A 15,710-nucleotide genomic window follows, 5' to 3' on the forward strand; every position below is an offset into this window, starting at 1 on the left:
AGGGCACTCGCAGGACGTAGGGGTGGATGGCCGTGTTGCCACGGATCACCCCATCTGTCCTGTTACCTGAGAGCTTCACCGGCCTGATGTTCAGACCGGTTCCCCTTCGGTGGATGCCCCGAAGGCATCTCTCTCCAGATCGTCTGTCCCGCGCAGTCCTGGTTGCCTGAGAGATTCCGGGGTGGTTGCTCCTTCGGCGCCGGCACGTGGCCGGACTCTTCTACGCGGTCGTTGAGTCGACGATTCAAGATAGTCGATGCAGCGGGGGCGGCGCAACCCCTTCGATGGTTGAGGAGCGGATTTGGTCGACGCGCTGCGCTCATCCCGGCGTGGCGTTCGCCTGTCCGCCGTCCAGGTCGATGACCGATCCGCTCAGGTACGCGGCGCGCGGCGAGCAGCAAAAGACGACCATGCTCGCGACTTCTTCCGGCTCCATCAGGCGGCCAAAGGGCAGGCCCTTGGTCAGCTCTTCCCAGCGGTCGCTGTCGCCCAGGCGGGTGGCGGCCAGGTCCTTGCTGACCGACACGATGCGCTGCGTGCGGGTCTGGCTCGGGTTGACGCCAAACACGCGCACGTTGTCGCGCGGGGACGCGCCGCCGACGGCTTTGGTAAACGCCATCAACGCCGCATTGGCGGTGCTGCCGGCCACGTATTCGTTACGCGGTTCGGCGCCGGCCATGCCGATGATGTTGGCAATCACGCCGCTGCGCCGCGCCTGCATGGCGGGCAGGCAGGCACGCACCAGGTTGATGTAGCCGTACAGCTTGAGTTCCCAGGCGGCGCGCCAGCGGGCATCGTCGACCTTGTCGAGCGACCCGCCGGGAATGGCGCCGGCATTGTTGACGAGGATGTCGACTTCGCCCGCCGCATCGGCCAGGCGCTGCGCCGCACCGTCTTCGCCCAGGTCGGCCGGAATGCATACCGGGGTGATGCCGGTGGCGGCGGCGATCGCTGCCGCGGCCAGTTCCAGCTTGGCCGGATCGCGCGCGGCCATGATGGGCGTGGCGCCTTCCTGTGCGAAAGCCAGCGCGCACGCGTAGCCGATGCCCTGCGATGCGCCGGTCACCAGCACGCGTTTGCCGTTCAGTTGCAGATCCATGTCAGTCCTTGTCGGCCGGCGATTGCTCGGCATACCAGTCGGCGATTTCACTGCCGGTAAAGAAGCCCACGCCCGGAGTCCGTTGCAGCAGGTCCAGCATCTGTTCCAGGTAGCCGAAACGATGCGGCACGCCGATCAGGTGGGGGTGCAGGCCCAGGGCCAGCACGCGCGGGCGATGGGTCGATTCGCGTTCGAACAGCGCCAGCGTGTTCTGCAGGCGCAGCAGCATTTCGGGTGACGAATGCTTTTCGATCGCGTAGATGATCGAGTCGTTGACTTCCAGGTTGTAGGGCAGGCCCAGCAAGGGACCCTTGGTCGTCGTCAACCAGTCGGGCAGGTCATCGATGACCCAGTCGCACACGTAGTCGACGCCGGCAGCCTTGAGCAGCTCGGGGGTGTCGACGGTTTCGCGCAGGCCCGGGCTGAGCCAGCCGCGCGGCCGCGTGCCGGTAAAGCCTTCGATCTTGCTCAGGGTCGCATCGATCAGCTCGGCTTCGGATCCGGCATGGTTGATCGATTTCTGATGCAGGCCATGGCCGATGAATTCCCAGCCGGCTTCGTGCATGGCGGCCGCGGCGCGCGGGTAGGCGTCGATCACGCTGGCGTTGAAGCTGGTCGATGCCGGCAGGCCGCGGTCGGCGATCGCGCGAATGATGCGCGGCAGGCCGGCGCGCATGCCGTAGTCGACCCAGCTGAAGTTGGGGACGTCGGGCACGGTTTCCTTGCCGTGCGGCGGCGTGATGATGGTGCGGGGCATGGCGTTCTCGAACTGCCAGTGCTCCACATTGACGACCAGGTGCACCATGATCCGGCCCTTGGGATGGGCGGTCAGCGGGGGGCGGTCGTCAGAGAAACGGTAGGGGACGCGGGGATTGGCCATCGAATGCTGCCTTGTCAGGAAGGGTGAAGTTCGGGTGCCCCGAGAGGGAGTCGCTTACTTGCCGGTAAATGCCGGCGGGCGTTTTTCCATGAAGGCGCGGCGGCCTTCGATATAGTCGGCGCTGGCAAAACACGCATCGACCGCGGCGTCGACCGCGGCGGCGTCACGGTCGGCCGGATCGCGCAGGGCATGCGCGATCGCGAGCTTGGCGGCACGCAGTGTCAGGGGCGCGTTGCCGGCAATCGCCGTCGCGACCGCATGCACTTCGGCGTCCAGCGCGTCGGCGTCGTGCGCGCGATGCACCAGGCCGATCCGCTCGGCTTCCGTGCCGTCGAACGTGGACGCGGTATAGAACAGTTCGGCGGTGCGTGCAGCGCCAATGGCATCCACGGTGTGACGGATGCCATCGAAGCCATAACCCAGACCCAGCCGCGCAGCCGGCATCCGGAAGCGCGAGGTGCGCGCGCAATAACGCAGGTCGCACGCCAACGCCAGCCCGATGCCGCCGCCCATGCACACGCCATGGATATTGGCGATGACGGGCAGCGGGAAATCGGTCAACGCATTCTGCGCGCGTGCCACCGCGGCGTTGTACGCCTCGACCGCATCGGCGCTGCCGCGCTGGGTTTCGAATTCGGAAATGTCGGCGCCCGACACGAAGGCTTTTTCACCCGCGCCGCGCAGCACCAGCACCCGCACGTCGTCGCGGCCCACCAGGGATTCGACAATGTCGCCCAGGCTCGTCCACATGCCGAAGCTCATGGCGTTGTAGCGGGCAGGGTTCGACAGCGTGATGTGGGCAATGCCGTCGGTCAGGGTCAGGTCGACCTGGCTCATAAGGATTCCTTTGGGATCAGACCGCGCCGCTGGCACGCATGGAACGGATCGCGTCGTCGTCGAACCCGATTTCTTTCAGGATCTCGTCGGTGTGCTCGCCCCAGTCCGGCGCTGATCGGGCAATGGCCGACGGCGTGCGTTCCAGGTGCACGGGCTGCGTGATGTATTGCTTGGTCGGGCCTTGCGGCGTGGTGGATTCGGCAACGACCTGCAGGTGCTGCACCTGGGGATCGTCGAACAGTTGCGGCACCGAATATACCGGGCCGGCCGGCACGCTGGCCTCGTTGAGCAGGTCCACCCAATGCGCCACCGTCTTGGGCGCAAAGATTTCCTGGATTTCGCGATTCAGGCGTTCGCGATGTTTGACGCGCAGCTTTTCGGTCTTGAATTCCGGGTCGCTGAGCCAGTCTTCCCTGCCGACGGCCTTGGCGAAACGGACCCAGCTGCCTTCCCCCGACGCGCCTAGGTTGAAGTAGCCGTCGGACGCGCTGAACAGGCCCATGGGGCTGCTGGTCGGATGGTCGTTGCCGACCTGGACCGGAATGTCGCCATCGTTCAGATACCGCGCGACCTGGAAGTCCATCATGGCGATCTGCGCGTGCAGCAGCGATACGTGCACCCACTGGCCCACGCCCGACTGCTCGCGTTCCAGCAGCGCCGTCATGATGCCGAGCGCGGCATACAGGCCCGAACTGGAATCCGCCACGGCCAGGCCCGCACGCACCGGGCCCTGGTCCGGATGCCCCGTGACCGACATCAGGCCGCCCATGCCCTGGACGATCTGATCGAACCCCGGCCGGCCGGCGTAGGGGCCGTCCTGGCCGAAGCCAGAAATGCTGGCCAGGATGATGCGCGGGTTGATTTTCTTGAGCGATTCATAGTCCAGGCCCAGCCGCGCCTTGACGTCCGGACGCCAGTTTTCGACCAGCACGTCGGCATCCTTGACCAGGCGCTTGATGATCTCGAGCGCTTCGGGCTTTTTCAGGTTCAGCGTCAGGGACCGCTTGTTCCGGTTCAGGTTCTGGAAGTCGCCGCCCAGCCGGTCGGCCGCGAACATGGCTTCGTTCGGGTCCACACCCGGCGGCGGTTCGACACGGATCACATCGGCGCCGAAGTCGGCAAGCATGCGGACGCAGGTCGGGCCCGCACGCACGCGCGACAGGTCGAGCACGCGAAATCGGGACAAGGCTTTGGAGGCGGAAATCTTGGGCATGGTGATCTATCGAAGAGTCGCCGACGAGGTGCGGGCGGAGGGGGACGGTATGGACAGGCTGGCAAGGCCGCGGTCATACCGATGGGCGAAGGCGAGGAGCACGGCTTCGGCGTGGGGGCGCGCGACGGCTTGCGCGGTGACGGGACGGCCGCGGCGATCGTGGCCTATCGGGAAAACAATTGCGGGCAGCCCCAGGTAATTGACGAAGGGCATCCAGCGGTGCAGCGCCAGCAACTGGTGCACATCGAAACCGGGGGCGCCGGGGGTGACGGTGTCCCAATCGGGCACGGGGCGGGGCAGGGCGGGCACCAGCAGCACGTCGGCATCGCCAAACACCGTGTCCACAAAGGCGTGCAGGCGGGCGCCACGCTGCGCGAGGGCGTCGTGATACCAGGCTTCGGGCATCGCGGCGCCAGGGATCAGCACGGCGCGGGCTGACGCACCCAATTGCGCGTCAGGGTCCTGCAACAAGGCGCGATGCGCGGCGGCGGCTTCGACATGCAGCACGACATGGGCGAGCCGCGACAGCGCGTCGAGTTGCGGCAGGTCGACCGCGTGCACGTCATGGTCGTCGCTGACGCGGGCAATGAAAGCCTGCAGTGCACTGATGACATCGTCATCGGGCGCAGCGGGTGGAAGGTGGGTGGCGACGCGCAAGGGCCTGGCCGCCGACAGCCACTCGGCGATGCCGTGGGGCGTCGCCGCCGCGTCGGTCAGTTCAGGCGCCACGGCCTGCGCGGCGCATGCATAGACCAGCGCGGCGTCGGCCACGGTCCGGGCAATGACGCCGACCGTATCGAGTGACGGCGCCAGCGGATGCACGCCCTGGCGCGAGAGGGCGTCCCAGGTCGGCTTGAAGCCGATCAGTCCGCAGGTGGCGGCGGGGATGCGGACGGAGCCGGCGGTGTCGGTGCCCAGCGAGGCATAACAGAGGCCGGCCGCCACCGCGGCGGCCGATCCGCCTGACGATCCCCCCACCACGGCGTCGATCGATACGGCGTTGATGGGGCGAGGCGACCAGGGCGACTCGCCGGTGGACCCGCAGGCCAGCTCGGCCATGGACAGGGCCGCCAGATTGGTGGCGCCGGCCTGCGCCAGGCGGGTCAGCACGTCGGCATCGCGTTCGGCCACGGGATCGGGCGGCTGCCCGCGTCCGCATCCGGCCTGCTGGCCGGCGATCGCAAAGATGTCTTTATGGGCCAGGGCGATACCGGACAGCGGACCGGCGGTGGCGCGGTCCGCCGGTGCACCGCTTTCGTGCCACCGCACCACCGACTGGCAGGCGGCGTCGGCCACGCGGGCCTGCGCCCACTGCGCGGCAAGCGCGTCGGCGCTCGACAGGCGGCCGGTGCGCAGTTGGTCGCGCAGGCCGGCCATATCCGCTGGCAAGGTCCTTGCATCATCCGGGTGCAGGGGTGCCTGTGCACCACGATGGTCCGGGCGGAAGGGGGGCGACGCGTGCGTCACGCCAGCTTCCTCAGCAGCGCGGCATACGCCGCCAGCCGGTCCGACGCCGGATCCATCGACCCGTCAACCGAGTTTGTCTGGATAGCCAAGCGAGGGGCGTACGCGGTATCCCTATAGGCGGCATCCGTTAATACCGGTTGCAGCCGACCCAGCGCCTTGGCCACGCCCGTGGCTTCCGGCAGCGTCAATACGACGCCGGCGCGCGCCGCCATCGCCATGCATGCCGCCGCATCCGGCCTGGCATCCAGCTCGGGATGAGCATCCACCATCGTTATTTCCCCCGGCTATAAAAATATTGACACTGCATCGTCCGTATATTTATAGTTAATTCAAATATTTTTATCAACACAATTCATCAGGACTCTCGCACCGCGACGGGTCGTGACCGCCTGATTCAGGGTGCGCTCCGTGCGCGTCCAGGCCCTTCACTCTGGAGTTTGCATGGCAGCGCATCAACACAACCCAGGCGTCATCGTGGCGGGTGCAGGTCCGGTCGGACTGGCTGCCGCGGTGGCCCTGGCGGATCAGGGCATCCCGGTCACGGTGCTCGAGTCCGAACCCCAGCTGCAGCATGACCTGCGCGCTGGCACCTTTCATCCGCCCACCATGGAAATGCTGGCGCCGTACGGCGTGACGGCGACCATGCTGGAGCAGGGCATCAAGGTGCCCCTGTGGCAGGTGCGGGATCGCAAGGAAGGCGTGATTGCCGAATGGGACATGAGTGTCATGTCCGACATCACGCCCTATCCGTTCCGCCTGCATCTGGAACAGCACAAGCTGGCCCGCATCATCGTGGACAAGCTGGCGACCTATCCGCATGCCAAGGTGATGTTCGGCGCGGCATTGAGCGGCATCGAGCAGGACGACACCGGCGTGCGCGCCACCATCACGCAAAACGGCGAAGAGATCGTGCTGACGGCCGACTGGCTGATCGGGGCGGATGGCGGCCGCAGCTTTACGCGCAAGGCCATCGGCACCGAATTCGAAGGCTTTACCTGGCCGGAACGCTTCGCCGTCATCAGCACCGATTACGATCTTGCGCAGCACGGCTACGCGATGAATGCCTACATTGCCGACCCTACCGAATGGGTGGCCGTGTTCTGCGTGCCGCACAACGGCCCCCCGGGTCTGTGGCGCGCCGTGTTCCCGATCGCCAATGCCGATCAGCCGGACGAAGAAGTGCTGTCGGACAAGGAAACGCAGGCCCGCCTGCGCGGCTTCATGCCCTGGCAGGACCGCTATCACGTGCCGTATTCCAGCATCTACCGCGTGCATCAGCGCGTGGCCAAGGACTGGCGCGTGAACCGCGTGCTGCTGGCGGGCGATGCGGCGCACGTCAACAATCCGCTGGGCGCGTTCGGCCTGAACGGCGGGTTGCATGACGCGATGAACCTGGCCGAGAAGCTGGGCCAGGTGTGGCGCAAGGAAGCCGACGTGTCGCTGCTGGACCGCTATGTGCGCCAGCGCCGCACTACCAATATCGAGTTCGTCCAGGCGAACTCGATCCGCAACAAACGCATGTTGGAAGAGACCGATCCGGCCGTGCGTGCGCAGCGTTTTGACGAACTGCGCGCCCAGGCGTCCGACCCCAAGTCGGCGCTGCCATTCCTGATGCAAAGCTCGATGATCATGAGCCTGCGCCGCGCCGCCGAGATCGAATGATGCCGCAGCGAATGACGCCGCGGCGAATGATGCCGCGGTGCTGCACGACCCCATAAGAAGAAGCAGTTCGAGGGCTGGAGGCGTTGACGAAACACGTGGGTTCAATCAACTGGGAAGCAGCATGACATTCAGGCATTTCTTCACTCTGTCCGCAACGCTCTGTCTGCTGGGGGCGGCGTCGGCCAGCCACGCGCAGGAATGGCCGCAGCGTCCGATCCGCCTCATCGTTCCGTTCGCGGTCGGCGGCAATACCGATGGCATTGCGCGGGTCACCGCCGAACGCCTGACCAATGCGCTGGGCCAGACTGTCGTGGTCGAAAACAAGCCGGGCGCCAATGGCATGATCGCCGCGCAGCAGGTGCAGCGCGCGCCGTCGGACGGCTACACGCTGCTGGTGGCGGCCATGCCGGTCATTGCCATCCTGCCCAAGATTGCGTCGGTGCCCTATGACCCGATCAAGGACTTCGTGCCTGTGACCAACCTGGGCAGCAATCCTTTCGTGCTGGGCGTGAACAAGAACGTGCCCGCCAAGAACGTCAAGGAATTCGTCGAGATGGTCAAGGCGGCGCCGGGCAAGTACAACTTTGCGTCGGGCGGATCGGGCAGCGTGTCGCATCTGTCGGGCGCGCTGTTCCAGAAGCGGGCCGGCCTGGACATGATGCACATCAATTACAAGGGTGATGCGCCTGCCATGGCGGGCCTGATCGGCGGCGAAGTCACCATGTACTTCGGCAATTTTTCGGCACTGGCGCCGCAGGCCAAGTCGGGTGCGATCCACCTGATCGGCGTGTCGAGCGAAAAGCGCTCGCCGCAATTCCCGGACGTGCCCACCATTGCCGAGTCCTATCCGGGCTTTCGTACCGAAACGTGGAACGGCCTGATGGCGCCGGCCGGCACCCCACGTGCGATTGTTGAACGCATCGCCCGTGAAGTGCAAAAGATCGCCAAGGATCCTGTCTATATCGAACGCATGACCAATTTCGGCGTCGAGATCGTTGCCGACACGCCGGAACATTTTGCCCAGACCATCAAGACCGACATCGATGTCTGGTCGGATGCAGTCAAGGCGGCCAACCTGAAAGTGGAATAAACCATGGCTAAGTCTTCTCCGATTCCCGATACCCTCGGCTACCGCGCCATTCTTGGCGCGATCGTCCCCTCCACCAACACAGTGGTGCAGCCTGAATACGAAGGCATGCGTGTTCCGGGCGTGACCAACCACGTGATGCGCATGGAGTTGCCGACCCGCCCTTACGACGATATGAAGAAGTATCGCGAGGCGCTCGACACGGAAGAGGGCAATCTGGCCGAAGCCGTCCGCCTGCTCGTCAATTGCGAGCCGGACGTCATCGCGCACGGGCATTCGATCCATTCCTTCCGCGGCAACATCGACCGCGCGCAGGCCGACCAGGACCGCCTGGCGCAGCTGGCCGGCGTGCCGTTCATGACGCCGTCGGTGTCGGTGGTCCGCGGCCTGGAAGCCATGGGCTTCAAGCGTATCGCGGTGCTGACGCCCTACTGGCCGCCGGCCGACGAATTGATCCGCTCGTTTTTCGTGGATAGCGGCTTTGACGTCGTGTCGCAGGTGGGCCTGAAGTGCCAGGGTCCGACCAATGTGGCGCGCACGTCGCTCGACACCATCCGCAAGGCCTTCCTGGAACTGGACCACCCCGATGCCGAAGCCTTCGTGCACGTGGGCACCAACCTGCCCGTGAGCGCCATTACCGAAGATATCGAGAAGGCCAGTGGCAAGCCGCTGATCGGCGTGAACGTCGCGACCTACTGGAACGCTCTGCGCAGCATCGGCATCCAGGATCGCAAGGAAGGCTACGGCCGTCTGTTTGCCGAATTCTGATCGCTGCCGCAACCGCACCATCTGCTGTACCGCCGGCCCGCCACCATGGCGCGCCGGCGTTTCCATTCCTCCAATAAGAACCAGGGGTAAGGCATGAAGATCCAGCACCGTGTACTGAGCATTGCACTCCTCGCCGCCTACGCCGGTGGCGCCTTTGCGGTCGGCCCGCAGCCGGCCCCATCGCCGCGCAAGGAAACCCTGACGATCGGGTACGTGAAGGTCGGTCACCTGTCGCCCATGATGGACGTGGCCGAGCCGCTCAAGGCCTGCAACGTCGAGGTCAAGCCGGTCGAATTCGTCCGGTATGCCGATGCGCGCACGGCCTTGCTGTCGGGGTCGGTGGACGTGTCGGGCATTGGCCCGGCCGACCTGGCGATCGCCTTGTCGCAAGGCAGCGACCGCATCGTCGGCCTGTCAGGCGTGGCGTCGTCGCCTAAGTACCTGGTGGTCAAGAAAGGCGTGAAGCTGGAAGACTGGGCCGACCTGAAAGGCAAGCGCATCGGTATCGCGCCAGGGTCCGCCGTGTGGTTCCAGTGGGCGGCCACGCTGACCGAAAAGAACATTCCGTACACCTCGTTCACGGCCGTCAACATCCAGGGCGGCGGCACGGCCTTCGTGCAGGCGCTGGAACGCGGCGACGTCGATGCGGTGGCCGTGTGGGAACCGTTCGAATCGCAACTGGTGGCCAAGAACACCGCCTTCTTTGCACGCAAGATCGAGTACAGCCAGTCCAAGGCCGTGGGCGCCGAACTGGGCCTGCTCGCCGCCACGCGGGAAGCGCTCAAGAACAAGCCCGAGGCCTTGAAGTGCTTCATGTGGGCCTATAAAAGCGCCGAAGAAAAGATGGCGAAAGACCCCGAAGGGTTCGCGCAGGCCTATGCCAAATACACTGGCCTGCCGATCGAAGTCACGCGCGAATCGGTCAAGCTGATCAAGCTGGGCGGCGTGCTGGACCTGCCGCAGTTGCAGCGCCAGGCCAAGACCTTCAACACGCTGGGCATCATTCCCAAGGACGTGAGCGGCACCGTCAACACGGTGTGGGATCCGTCGCTGGCCGAAGCGGTCATGAAGCGCTAAGCACGTCGTACGGCAACCGGGCGGCGTGGAACACGCGTTGGCCCGGTGGCTATTGCGCGGCCGATTTCCGGCCGCGTTTCTGGAGAAGCTGAATGACCACTTCCGTATTGAAGCCGGCAACTGTGCCGTCCGGCGCCTGGGCCGGGTCGAGCCGCGCACTGGGCCGCTTCGCACTGGGTGCCTGCGTGCCGGTGCTGATCCTGGTGCTGTGGCAACTGGTGGGCCAATCGAGCGCCATGTCGGGCGTCGTGCCCGTGCCGATGCAGGTCGGCCGCGCCTGGTATGACTGGATGTTCGGGAATCCGGGCATGGGCTTGAACCCCTACCTGGGCACCTGGTTCGGTAACGTGCAATACAGCACGATGCGCGTCGCGCAAGGATTCATCCTGGCCATGGCGCTGGGCATTCCGATCGGGCTGGCCATCGGCTGGAGCCGCGTCACGTCATTGATGCTGGACCCGCTGGTGCAGGGCATGCGCCCGATTCCTATCACTGCCTGGCTGCCGTTTTCGATCGCCGTGTTCGGCATCCGCGACATGGGCTCGATCTTCCTGATCTTCCTGGGCGGCTTCTACGCCATCATCGTCAACACCACCCAGGGCGCGCGCGACGTCGACCGCAATCTGGTCCGTGCCGCCCGCATGATGGGCGCGTCGTCGGGCCAGGTGCTGCGCCGCGTGGTGTTGCCGGCTGCCATGCCTTCGATCTTTACCGGGCTGCGCATCGGCCTGGGCATTTCGTGGACGGCCGTGATCGTGTCCGAAATGGTCGCGGTCAAGTCGGGCCTGGGCTATGTGCTGTGGGACGCGTATTACGTGGGCCGCATGGACATCGTGCTGGCCGACATGGTGTCGATCGGCCTGATGGGTTTCATCAGCGATCGCCTGATCGTGCTCATCGAACGTCGCGTGCTGGTCTGGCGCATTCTGCAAAATCATTGAGCCCCAGATGTCAGACATTTCCATTTCGCAACTGAGCAAGACCTATCCCGGCGCCACGCCGGTCCACGCCCTCGACAACATCGACCTGCACGTCCAGGCCGGCGAATTCGTGGCCCTGCTGGGCCCGTCGGGCTGCGGCAAGTCCACGCTGCTGAACATGATCGCGGGCTTCGAGTCGGCGTCGGGCGGCAGCCTGCTGGTCGGCGGCAAGCCGGTCACCCGGCCAGGGCCGGAACGGGGCGTGGTGTTCCAGGAAGCCGCGCTGTTTCCCTGGCTGAACGTATGGGAAAACGTGATCTTCGGCCCCAAGACGGCGGGTCTGCCCAAGGCGCAGTACGAACAGCGCGCCAAGGACATGCTCGAGATCACCGGCCTGTCGGCCTTCACCAAAGCCTTGCCCGTGCAGTTGTCGGGCGGCATGCGCCAGCGCGTGGGCATCGCCCGGGTGCTGACGCTGGGCTCGCAAGTGCTGTTGATGGACGAGCCGTTTGGCGCGCTGGATGCCCAGACCCGCCTGACCATGCAGGAATTGCTGCTGTCGGTCTGGCAGAACCTGCGGACCACGGTGGTGTTCGTCACGCACGATATCGATGAAGCCATTCTGCTGGCGGACACCATCTACGTGATGTCGGCCCGGCCGGGGCGGATCGCCACGCGGATTCCCGTGCCGATCGAACGGCCGCGCACGCTCGACCTGATCACGGGTGACGTGTTCAACGAGCTGAAGCGGGACATCCTGCAAAAGATGCGGCACTGAGGACGTGGCCATGGCTGCCCTGACCGCCGGGACCTTGCCCATGGCCCGCCAACTGGCCGACATCCTGGCCCGGCCCGTGGCCGACGCCGATCGGCGCCGCGCCTTCCGGCACCTGTCGTACTGGACCGGCGCGGCGGCCCGCGTCGCCGCCGCGGAACTGGGCGAGCCGCTGTGGCAGGCCGCGAGCCTGGGCCTGCCGGTCATGTCGTCCACCGACATGGCCCACTTTCTGTTCGAGGCTTCCCTGGGCAGCCTCGATGAACTCGACGACACCCATCGCGCGGCCCTGGTCCATCCCGGCCCGGTCGTGATTCCGGTCGTGCGGCATCTGGCCCGTGTGCTCGGCAGTTCGGCCGCGGACATGGCCGATGCCATCGTGCGGGGCTACGACGCCGCCATTCGGGCGGGGCTGTCGGTCGGCCCGGCGCATTATGTCCAGTGGCACACGACCGCCACGTGCGGCGGATTTGGCGCGGCCGCCGCCGCGGCGTCGATGTTCGGCCTGGATGCGGCCGCCACCGCGCACGCGTTGTCGCTGGCCGCGACGCGGGCGTCCGGGCTATGGCAGATTCGCCTGGAACCGAGCGACGGCAAGCCGTGGCATACCTCGCAGGCCAGCCAGCTTGGCCTGGCTGCCGCGGCAATGGCGCGCGCCGGCCTGCGCGGCCCGGCGCACGCGTTCGAGGGTGACAAGGGCTTCTTCAAGGTCATGTGTCCCGACGCGCAGCCCGACCGGCTGGTGTCCGATCCGCAGGGCGCATGGCGACTGCACGAGACCAGCTTCAAGCCCTGGCCGGCCTGCCGCCACGCGCATCCGGCGATGGCGGCGGCGCTGGCGGCACGCGCCGCGTTCGGTGCCACCGGCGCGGCGTCGCCGGCAAGCCGCGGCGTCAGCCTGGACTCCGGCCGTGCCGCGACGCCAGAAGCCACTCCGCCCGCCACCCCGCCCGCCATCACCTCGATCATCGTCCAGACCTACCCCGACGCCATTGCTTTCTGTGATGCGCCGTCGCCGACCGACCTGCAGCAGGCGCGCTTCAGCCTGCAGCACGCCGTGGCGATCACCTTGCTGCGCGGGTCCCCGGGCTTCGACGCCTTTGAAGCCGGGGCGCGCCAGGATCCCGACGTCGCCCGGCTGCGCGCCAAGGTCACCCTGGCTGTCTCCCCAGCCATGACGCAGGCCTACCCCGCCCACTTCGGGGCAAGCCTGGCGTTCACGATGGCAGACGGGACGACCCGTTCCTTCGACGCCCCCGACGCCCCAGGCGATCCGGAATGCCCGCTCTCCGATGGCGAACTGGATGCACTGATCGAGCGCCTGCTGCGCGCCGGCGCCTGGTCGGACGACGCCGTGCGCCTGCACCAGGATCGTTACGCCGACCTGTGGACGCCAGCCGGCGCATCAGGCGTAGTAGACGGATTAGGCGATGGCGCAACACTTGCCATGCCGCTGCGCAGCCACGCCTGACCCCTGCTGATCCGTGGGAAATGCAGTGCTGGCGCGGACTGCGTCAGGGCACGCCTTGGCACCCGTTGATCCGGTCGCCTCGCCGTAACGTACTGGGGCTTCATCCCGCTTCAACCCATGGATTATCCTTGTGGCTACCATCATCGGATACCACCGGGACATCATGCGCGACGACGCAGAAAGGGAACAGGCGCGCCTGGATGTGTTGCACGCGCTCGATCTGCTGGACATCGTGCATGACGAGAATTTCGATCAGATCACGCGGCTGGCGGCCTTCTGTTTCGACATGCCGGTAGTGCTCATTTCCCTGGTGGATCGCGATCGGCAGAAGTTCATGTCGCGGGTCGGGACCGACTTGACCGGCACGGCGCGCGAAGTCTCCATCTGCGCCCACGCCATCCAGCAACGCGGCCTGTTCGAGGTCGCCGACCTGACCACCGACACCCGCTTTTCCAGCAACCCGCTCGTCATTGACAGCCCCGGTATCCAGTTCTATGCCGGCGCCCCGCTGGTGACCGACTCGGGGCATGCCATCGGCACCCTCTGCCTGATCGATTTCCGCCCTCGCAGCCTGACGGATATCGAGCGTACACACTTGTTGTCCCTGGCCCAGATGGTCATGACGCAGGTGGCGCTGCGCCAGGTGGTGGGCCATCGCGACGCGGTCAGCGGCCTGCCCAACCGCCAGCAGTTCGTGCGCCACCTGCAGGCGCTTCCCACCCTGTACCGCGGCGAAGACCGGTTGCTGGTGCTGATCGAAGTCATGGATCTGGCCCGCGCCATCGACATGGGGCAGGCGCTCAGCATCAAGGCGGTCGAAACCCTGATCTACGAAGTGGGCGTCAATGTCAGCAAGCATCTGGCGGGCGTCGCCACGCTGTATCACGTGGGCACCAGCCGCTATGCCTTCGTGATGGCGAACGATCGCACGACGGATCATCACGCCTTCCTGACCGAACTGATTGCCGTGGCCAGCCGCACGCTGGTGATCGAATCGGTGCCGCTGCAGCCCGATGTGCACCTGGGCCTGGTCGAACTGCGGCTGGAAGACGGCGGCCTGGGGGATGCGCTGCGGCAGGCCATGAGCGCGGTCACCGCGTCGTTGAAGGAACACCGTCCGTGGACCTGGTACGACGCCGATCGCGACGCGCGCTTTCGCCGCAACTTCCGGCTGGCCGTCGACATGCCCCGGGCGTTGGCCGAGCATCAGCTGTATCTGGTCTACCAGCCGCGGGTGGACCTGACCTCGGGCCGGGTCACGGCAGTCGAAGCCTTGCTGAGGTGGGCGCATCCCAGGCTAGGGGAAGTCGGCCCGGCCGAATTCATTCCGGTGGTCGAGCGCACGGCCCTGATGCAGCCGCTGACCTTGTGGGTCGTGGACGCGGCCCTGGCGCAACTGGCGCGGTGGTCTTCCACCTGCCCGGACCTGCGTGTGTCGGTCAATCTGTCGGCGCGGGATTTCGACGGGGACGCCTTGCCGGATGCCTTGCGCGACGCCTGCGCACGGCACGGCATTGCCCCCGATCGGCTGGAAGTCGAAGTGACGGAAGGGGAGTGGCTGTACCGCAATGCATCCGTCGCGCGGCAACTGGCCGACATGGTGGCCGATGGCGTGAACCTGGCGATCGATGACTTTGGCACGGGCTACAGCAACTTCGGCTACCTGAGCGACATCCCGGCCAGCATCGTCAAGCTCGACCAGAGCCTGGTGCGGCACCTGCCCGACATCCCACGCGACCAGCACATCACGCGCGCGATCCTGGACCTGGCCCGCGACCTGGGCTATCGCACCGTGGCCGAAGGCGTGGAAGATGCGCGCACCCTGCGCCTGCTGCAGGACTGGCAGTGTGACGAGGCGCAGGGCTATTACCTGTCGCGGCCGATCCCGGCGTCAGACATCGACGCCTTCGTTCGCGAGTATCGCGGCGGATAGCAATCTGCCCGCGTTTACAGGATCGTCAGGGTGACGTCGATGTTGCCGCGCGTTGCGTTCGAATACGGGCACACGATGTGGGCGGCGTTCACCAGGCGTTCGGCTTCGTCACGGGCGAGGCCTGGCAGGGCGATCTGCAGTTCCACCTGGATGCCGAAGCCGGTCGGGATCGGGCCGATGCTGACTGCACCATGGACGGTAGTCGCAGCCGGAACGGCGATCTTGTCGCGGCCGCCAACAAATTTCATGGCGCCCAGGAAGCATGCCGAGTAGCCCGCCGCGAACAGCTGCTCCGGGTTGGTGCCTTCGGCGCCGTTGCCGCCCAGTTCGCGCGGGGTGGTCAGCTTGACGTCGAGCACGTTGTCGGAAGACACGGCACGGCCTTCACGGCCTCCGGTAGCGGTAGCGTTGGCGGTATACAGGACTTTATCGAGCGACATGGTGATTCCTTGAAGATTATATTGTTGGTGAATAAATCGCGTGCTATTTAAATAAGCCAATAAAAAACCGGGTGGGTCGGC

General features: G+C 66.0%; 15 protein-coding genes and 2 riboswitches. Of the genes, 8 read left to right on the forward strand and 7 right to left on the reverse strand.

What is annotated here, in order from left to right; translation table 11 throughout:
- Positions 1–52 precede the first annotated feature (52 nt).
- A riboswitch (glycine riboswitch) is annotated at positions 53–140 on the reverse strand.
- 3 nt (positions 141–143) lie between these two features.
- Positions 144–233: riboswitch (glycine riboswitch) on the reverse strand.
- An 86-nt stretch (positions 234–319) separates the two neighbouring features.
- From HD883_RS23065 to HD883_RS23090, 6 genes are all read right to left on the reverse strand, one after another.
- Entirely contained in the window at positions 320–1,099 is a 780-nt protein-coding gene (locus HD883_RS23065) for a short-chain dehydrogenase/reductase (protein ID WP_179589297.1), read from the reverse strand.
- Between the two features lies 1 nt (position 1,100).
- Positions 1,101–1,979, reverse strand: a complete 879-nt coding sequence (locus HD883_RS23070) for a polysaccharide deacetylase family protein (RefSeq protein WP_179589298.1) — start codon at positions 1,977–1,979, stop codon at positions 1,101–1,103.
- 54 nt (positions 1,980–2,033) lie between these two features.
- On the reverse strand, positions 2,034–2,816 hold the full coding sequence (locus HD883_RS23075; RefSeq protein WP_179589299.1) for an enoyl-CoA hydratase: 783 nt from the start codon (positions 2,814–2,816) through the stop codon (positions 2,034–2,036).
- Between the two features lie 16 nt (positions 2,817–2,832).
- Positions 2,833–4,029: a CaiB/BaiF CoA transferase family protein gene (locus HD883_RS23080; RefSeq protein WP_179589300.1), complete on the reverse strand. Its 1,197-nt coding sequence runs from the start codon at positions 4,027–4,029 to the stop codon at positions 2,833–2,835.
- Positions 4,030–4,035: 6 nt separating this feature from the next.
- Entirely contained in the window at positions 4,036–5,418 is a 1,383-nt protein-coding gene (locus tag HD883_RS23085) for an amidase (protein WP_179589301.1), read from the reverse strand.
- 74 nt (positions 5,419–5,492) lie between these two features.
- Positions 5,493–5,765 carry a hypothetical protein gene (locus HD883_RS23090; RefSeq protein WP_179589302.1) on the reverse strand — a complete coding sequence of 91 codons (273 nt, stop codon included), beginning with the start codon at positions 5,763–5,765 and terminating at the stop codon, positions 5,493–5,495.
- A gap of 172 nt (positions 5,766–5,937) precedes the next feature.
- Between HD883_RS23090 and HD883_RS23095 the strand changes: the two genes are divergently transcribed.
- The 8 genes from HD883_RS23095 to HD883_RS23130 all read left to right on the forward strand — a co-directional run bounded on the left by HD883_RS23095 (position 5,938) and on the right by HD883_RS23130 (position 15,189).
- On the forward strand, positions 5,938–7,158 hold the full coding sequence (locus tag HD883_RS23095) for an FAD-dependent oxidoreductase (RefSeq protein WP_179589303.1): 1,221 nt from the start codon (positions 5,938–5,940) through the stop codon (positions 7,156–7,158).
- Positions 7,159–7,279: 121 nt separating this feature from the next.
- Positions 7,280–8,248, forward strand: coding sequence for a Bug family tripartite tricarboxylate transporter substrate binding protein (locus tag HD883_RS23100; protein WP_179589304.1), 969 nt, complete (start codon positions 7,280–7,282; stop codon positions 8,246–8,248).
- A 3-nt stretch (positions 8,249–8,251) separates the two neighbouring features.
- On the forward strand, positions 8,252–9,013 hold the full coding sequence (locus HD883_RS23105; RefSeq protein ID WP_179589305.1) for a maleate cis-trans isomerase family protein: 762 nt from the start codon (positions 8,252–8,254) through the stop codon (positions 9,011–9,013).
- A 93-nt stretch (positions 9,014–9,106) separates the two neighbouring features.
- A complete protein-coding gene (locus HD883_RS23110) occupies positions 9,107–10,090 on the forward strand; it encodes an ABC transporter substrate-binding protein (RefSeq protein ID WP_179589306.1) in 984 nt (327 codons plus the stop codon).
- Positions 10,091–10,182: 92 nt separating this feature from the next.
- Positions 10,183–11,031 carry an ABC transporter permease gene (locus HD883_RS23115; protein ID WP_179589307.1) on the forward strand — a complete coding sequence of 283 codons (849 nt, stop codon included), beginning with the start codon at positions 10,183–10,185 and terminating at the stop codon, positions 11,029–11,031.
- 7 nt (positions 11,032–11,038) lie between these two features.
- The gene (locus HD883_RS23120) at positions 11,039–11,788 is read left to right on the forward strand and encodes an ABC transporter ATP-binding protein (RefSeq protein WP_179589308.1); all 750 of its coding nucleotides are present in this window, start codon (positions 11,039–11,041) and stop codon (positions 11,786–11,788) included.
- Positions 11,789–11,798: 10 nt separating this feature from the next.
- Positions 11,799–13,256: an MmgE/PrpD family protein gene (locus HD883_RS23125; RefSeq protein ID WP_179589309.1), complete on the forward strand. Its 1,458-nt coding sequence runs from the start codon at positions 11,799–11,801 to the stop codon at positions 13,254–13,256.
- A 130-nt stretch (positions 13,257–13,386) separates the two neighbouring features.
- A complete protein-coding gene (locus HD883_RS23130) occupies positions 13,387–15,189 on the forward strand; it encodes a putative bifunctional diguanylate cyclase/phosphodiesterase (protein WP_179589310.1) in 1,803 nt (600 codons plus the stop codon).
- A gap of 14 nt (positions 15,190–15,203) precedes the next feature.
- Here HD883_RS23130 and HD883_RS23135 read toward each other — a convergent pair whose 3' ends face one another.
- Positions 15,204–15,629, reverse strand: a complete 426-nt coding sequence (locus HD883_RS23135; protein ID WP_179589311.1) for an organic hydroperoxide resistance protein — start codon at positions 15,627–15,629, stop codon at positions 15,204–15,206.
- Between the last annotated feature and the right edge of the window lie 81 nt (positions 15,630–15,710).

The organism is Pigmentiphaga litoralis (assembly GCF_013408655.1).
Taxonomy (GTDB): Bacteria; Pseudomonadota; Gammaproteobacteria; order Burkholderiales; family Burkholderiaceae_B; genus Pigmentiphaga; species Pigmentiphaga litoralis_A.

Excerpts from the sequence above, each read along its gene's own strand:
- HD883_RS23115 (WP_179589307.1), top strand. The coding sequence starts at position 10,183 with ATGACCACTTCCGTATTGAAGCCGGCAACTGTGCCGTCCGGCGCCTGG.
- HD883_RS23120 (WP_179589308.1), top strand. The coding sequence starts at position 11,039 with ATGTCAGACATTTCCATTTCGCAACTGAGCAAGACCTATCCCGGCGCC.
- HD883_RS23080 (WP_179589300.1), bottom strand. The coding sequence starts at position 4,029 with ATGCCCAAGATTTCCGCCTCCAAAGCCTTGTCCCGATTTCGCGTGCTC.
- HD883_RS23095 (WP_179589303.1), top strand. The coding sequence starts at position 5,938 with ATGGCAGCGCATCAACACAACCCAGGCGTCATCGTGGCGGGTGCAGGT.
- HD883_RS23100 (WP_179589304.1), top strand. The coding sequence starts at position 7,280 with ATGACATTCAGGCATTTCTTCACTCTGTCCGCAACGCTCTGTCTGCTG.
- HD883_RS23070 (WP_179589298.1), bottom strand. The coding sequence starts at position 1,979 with ATGGCCAATCCCCGCGTCCCCTACCGTTTCTCTGACGACCGCCCCCCG.
- HD883_RS23110 (WP_179589306.1), top strand. The coding sequence starts at position 9,107 with ATGAAGATCCAGCACCGTGTACTGAGCATTGCACTCCTCGCCGCCTAC.
- HD883_RS23125 (WP_179589309.1), top strand. The coding sequence starts at position 11,799 with ATGGCTGCCCTGACCGCCGGGACCTTGCCCATGGCCCGCCAACTGGCC.
- HD883_RS23075 (WP_179589299.1), bottom strand. The coding sequence starts at position 2,816 with ATGAGCCAGGTCGACCTGACCCTGACCGACGGCATTGCCCACATCACG.
- HD883_RS23135 (WP_179589311.1), bottom strand. The coding sequence starts at position 15,629 with ATGTCGCTCGATAAAGTCCTGTATACCGCCAACGCTACCGCTACCGGA.
- HD883_RS23065 (WP_179589297.1), bottom strand. The coding sequence starts at position 1,099 with ATGGATCTGCAACTGAACGGCAAACGCGTGCTGGTGACCGGCGCATCG.
- HD883_RS23090 (WP_179589302.1), bottom strand. The coding sequence starts at position 5,765 with ATGGTGGATGCTCATCCCGAGCTGGATGCCAGGCCGGATGCGGCGGCA.
- HD883_RS23105 (WP_179589305.1), top strand. The coding sequence starts at position 8,252 with ATGGCTAAGTCTTCTCCGATTCCCGATACCCTCGGCTACCGCGCCATT.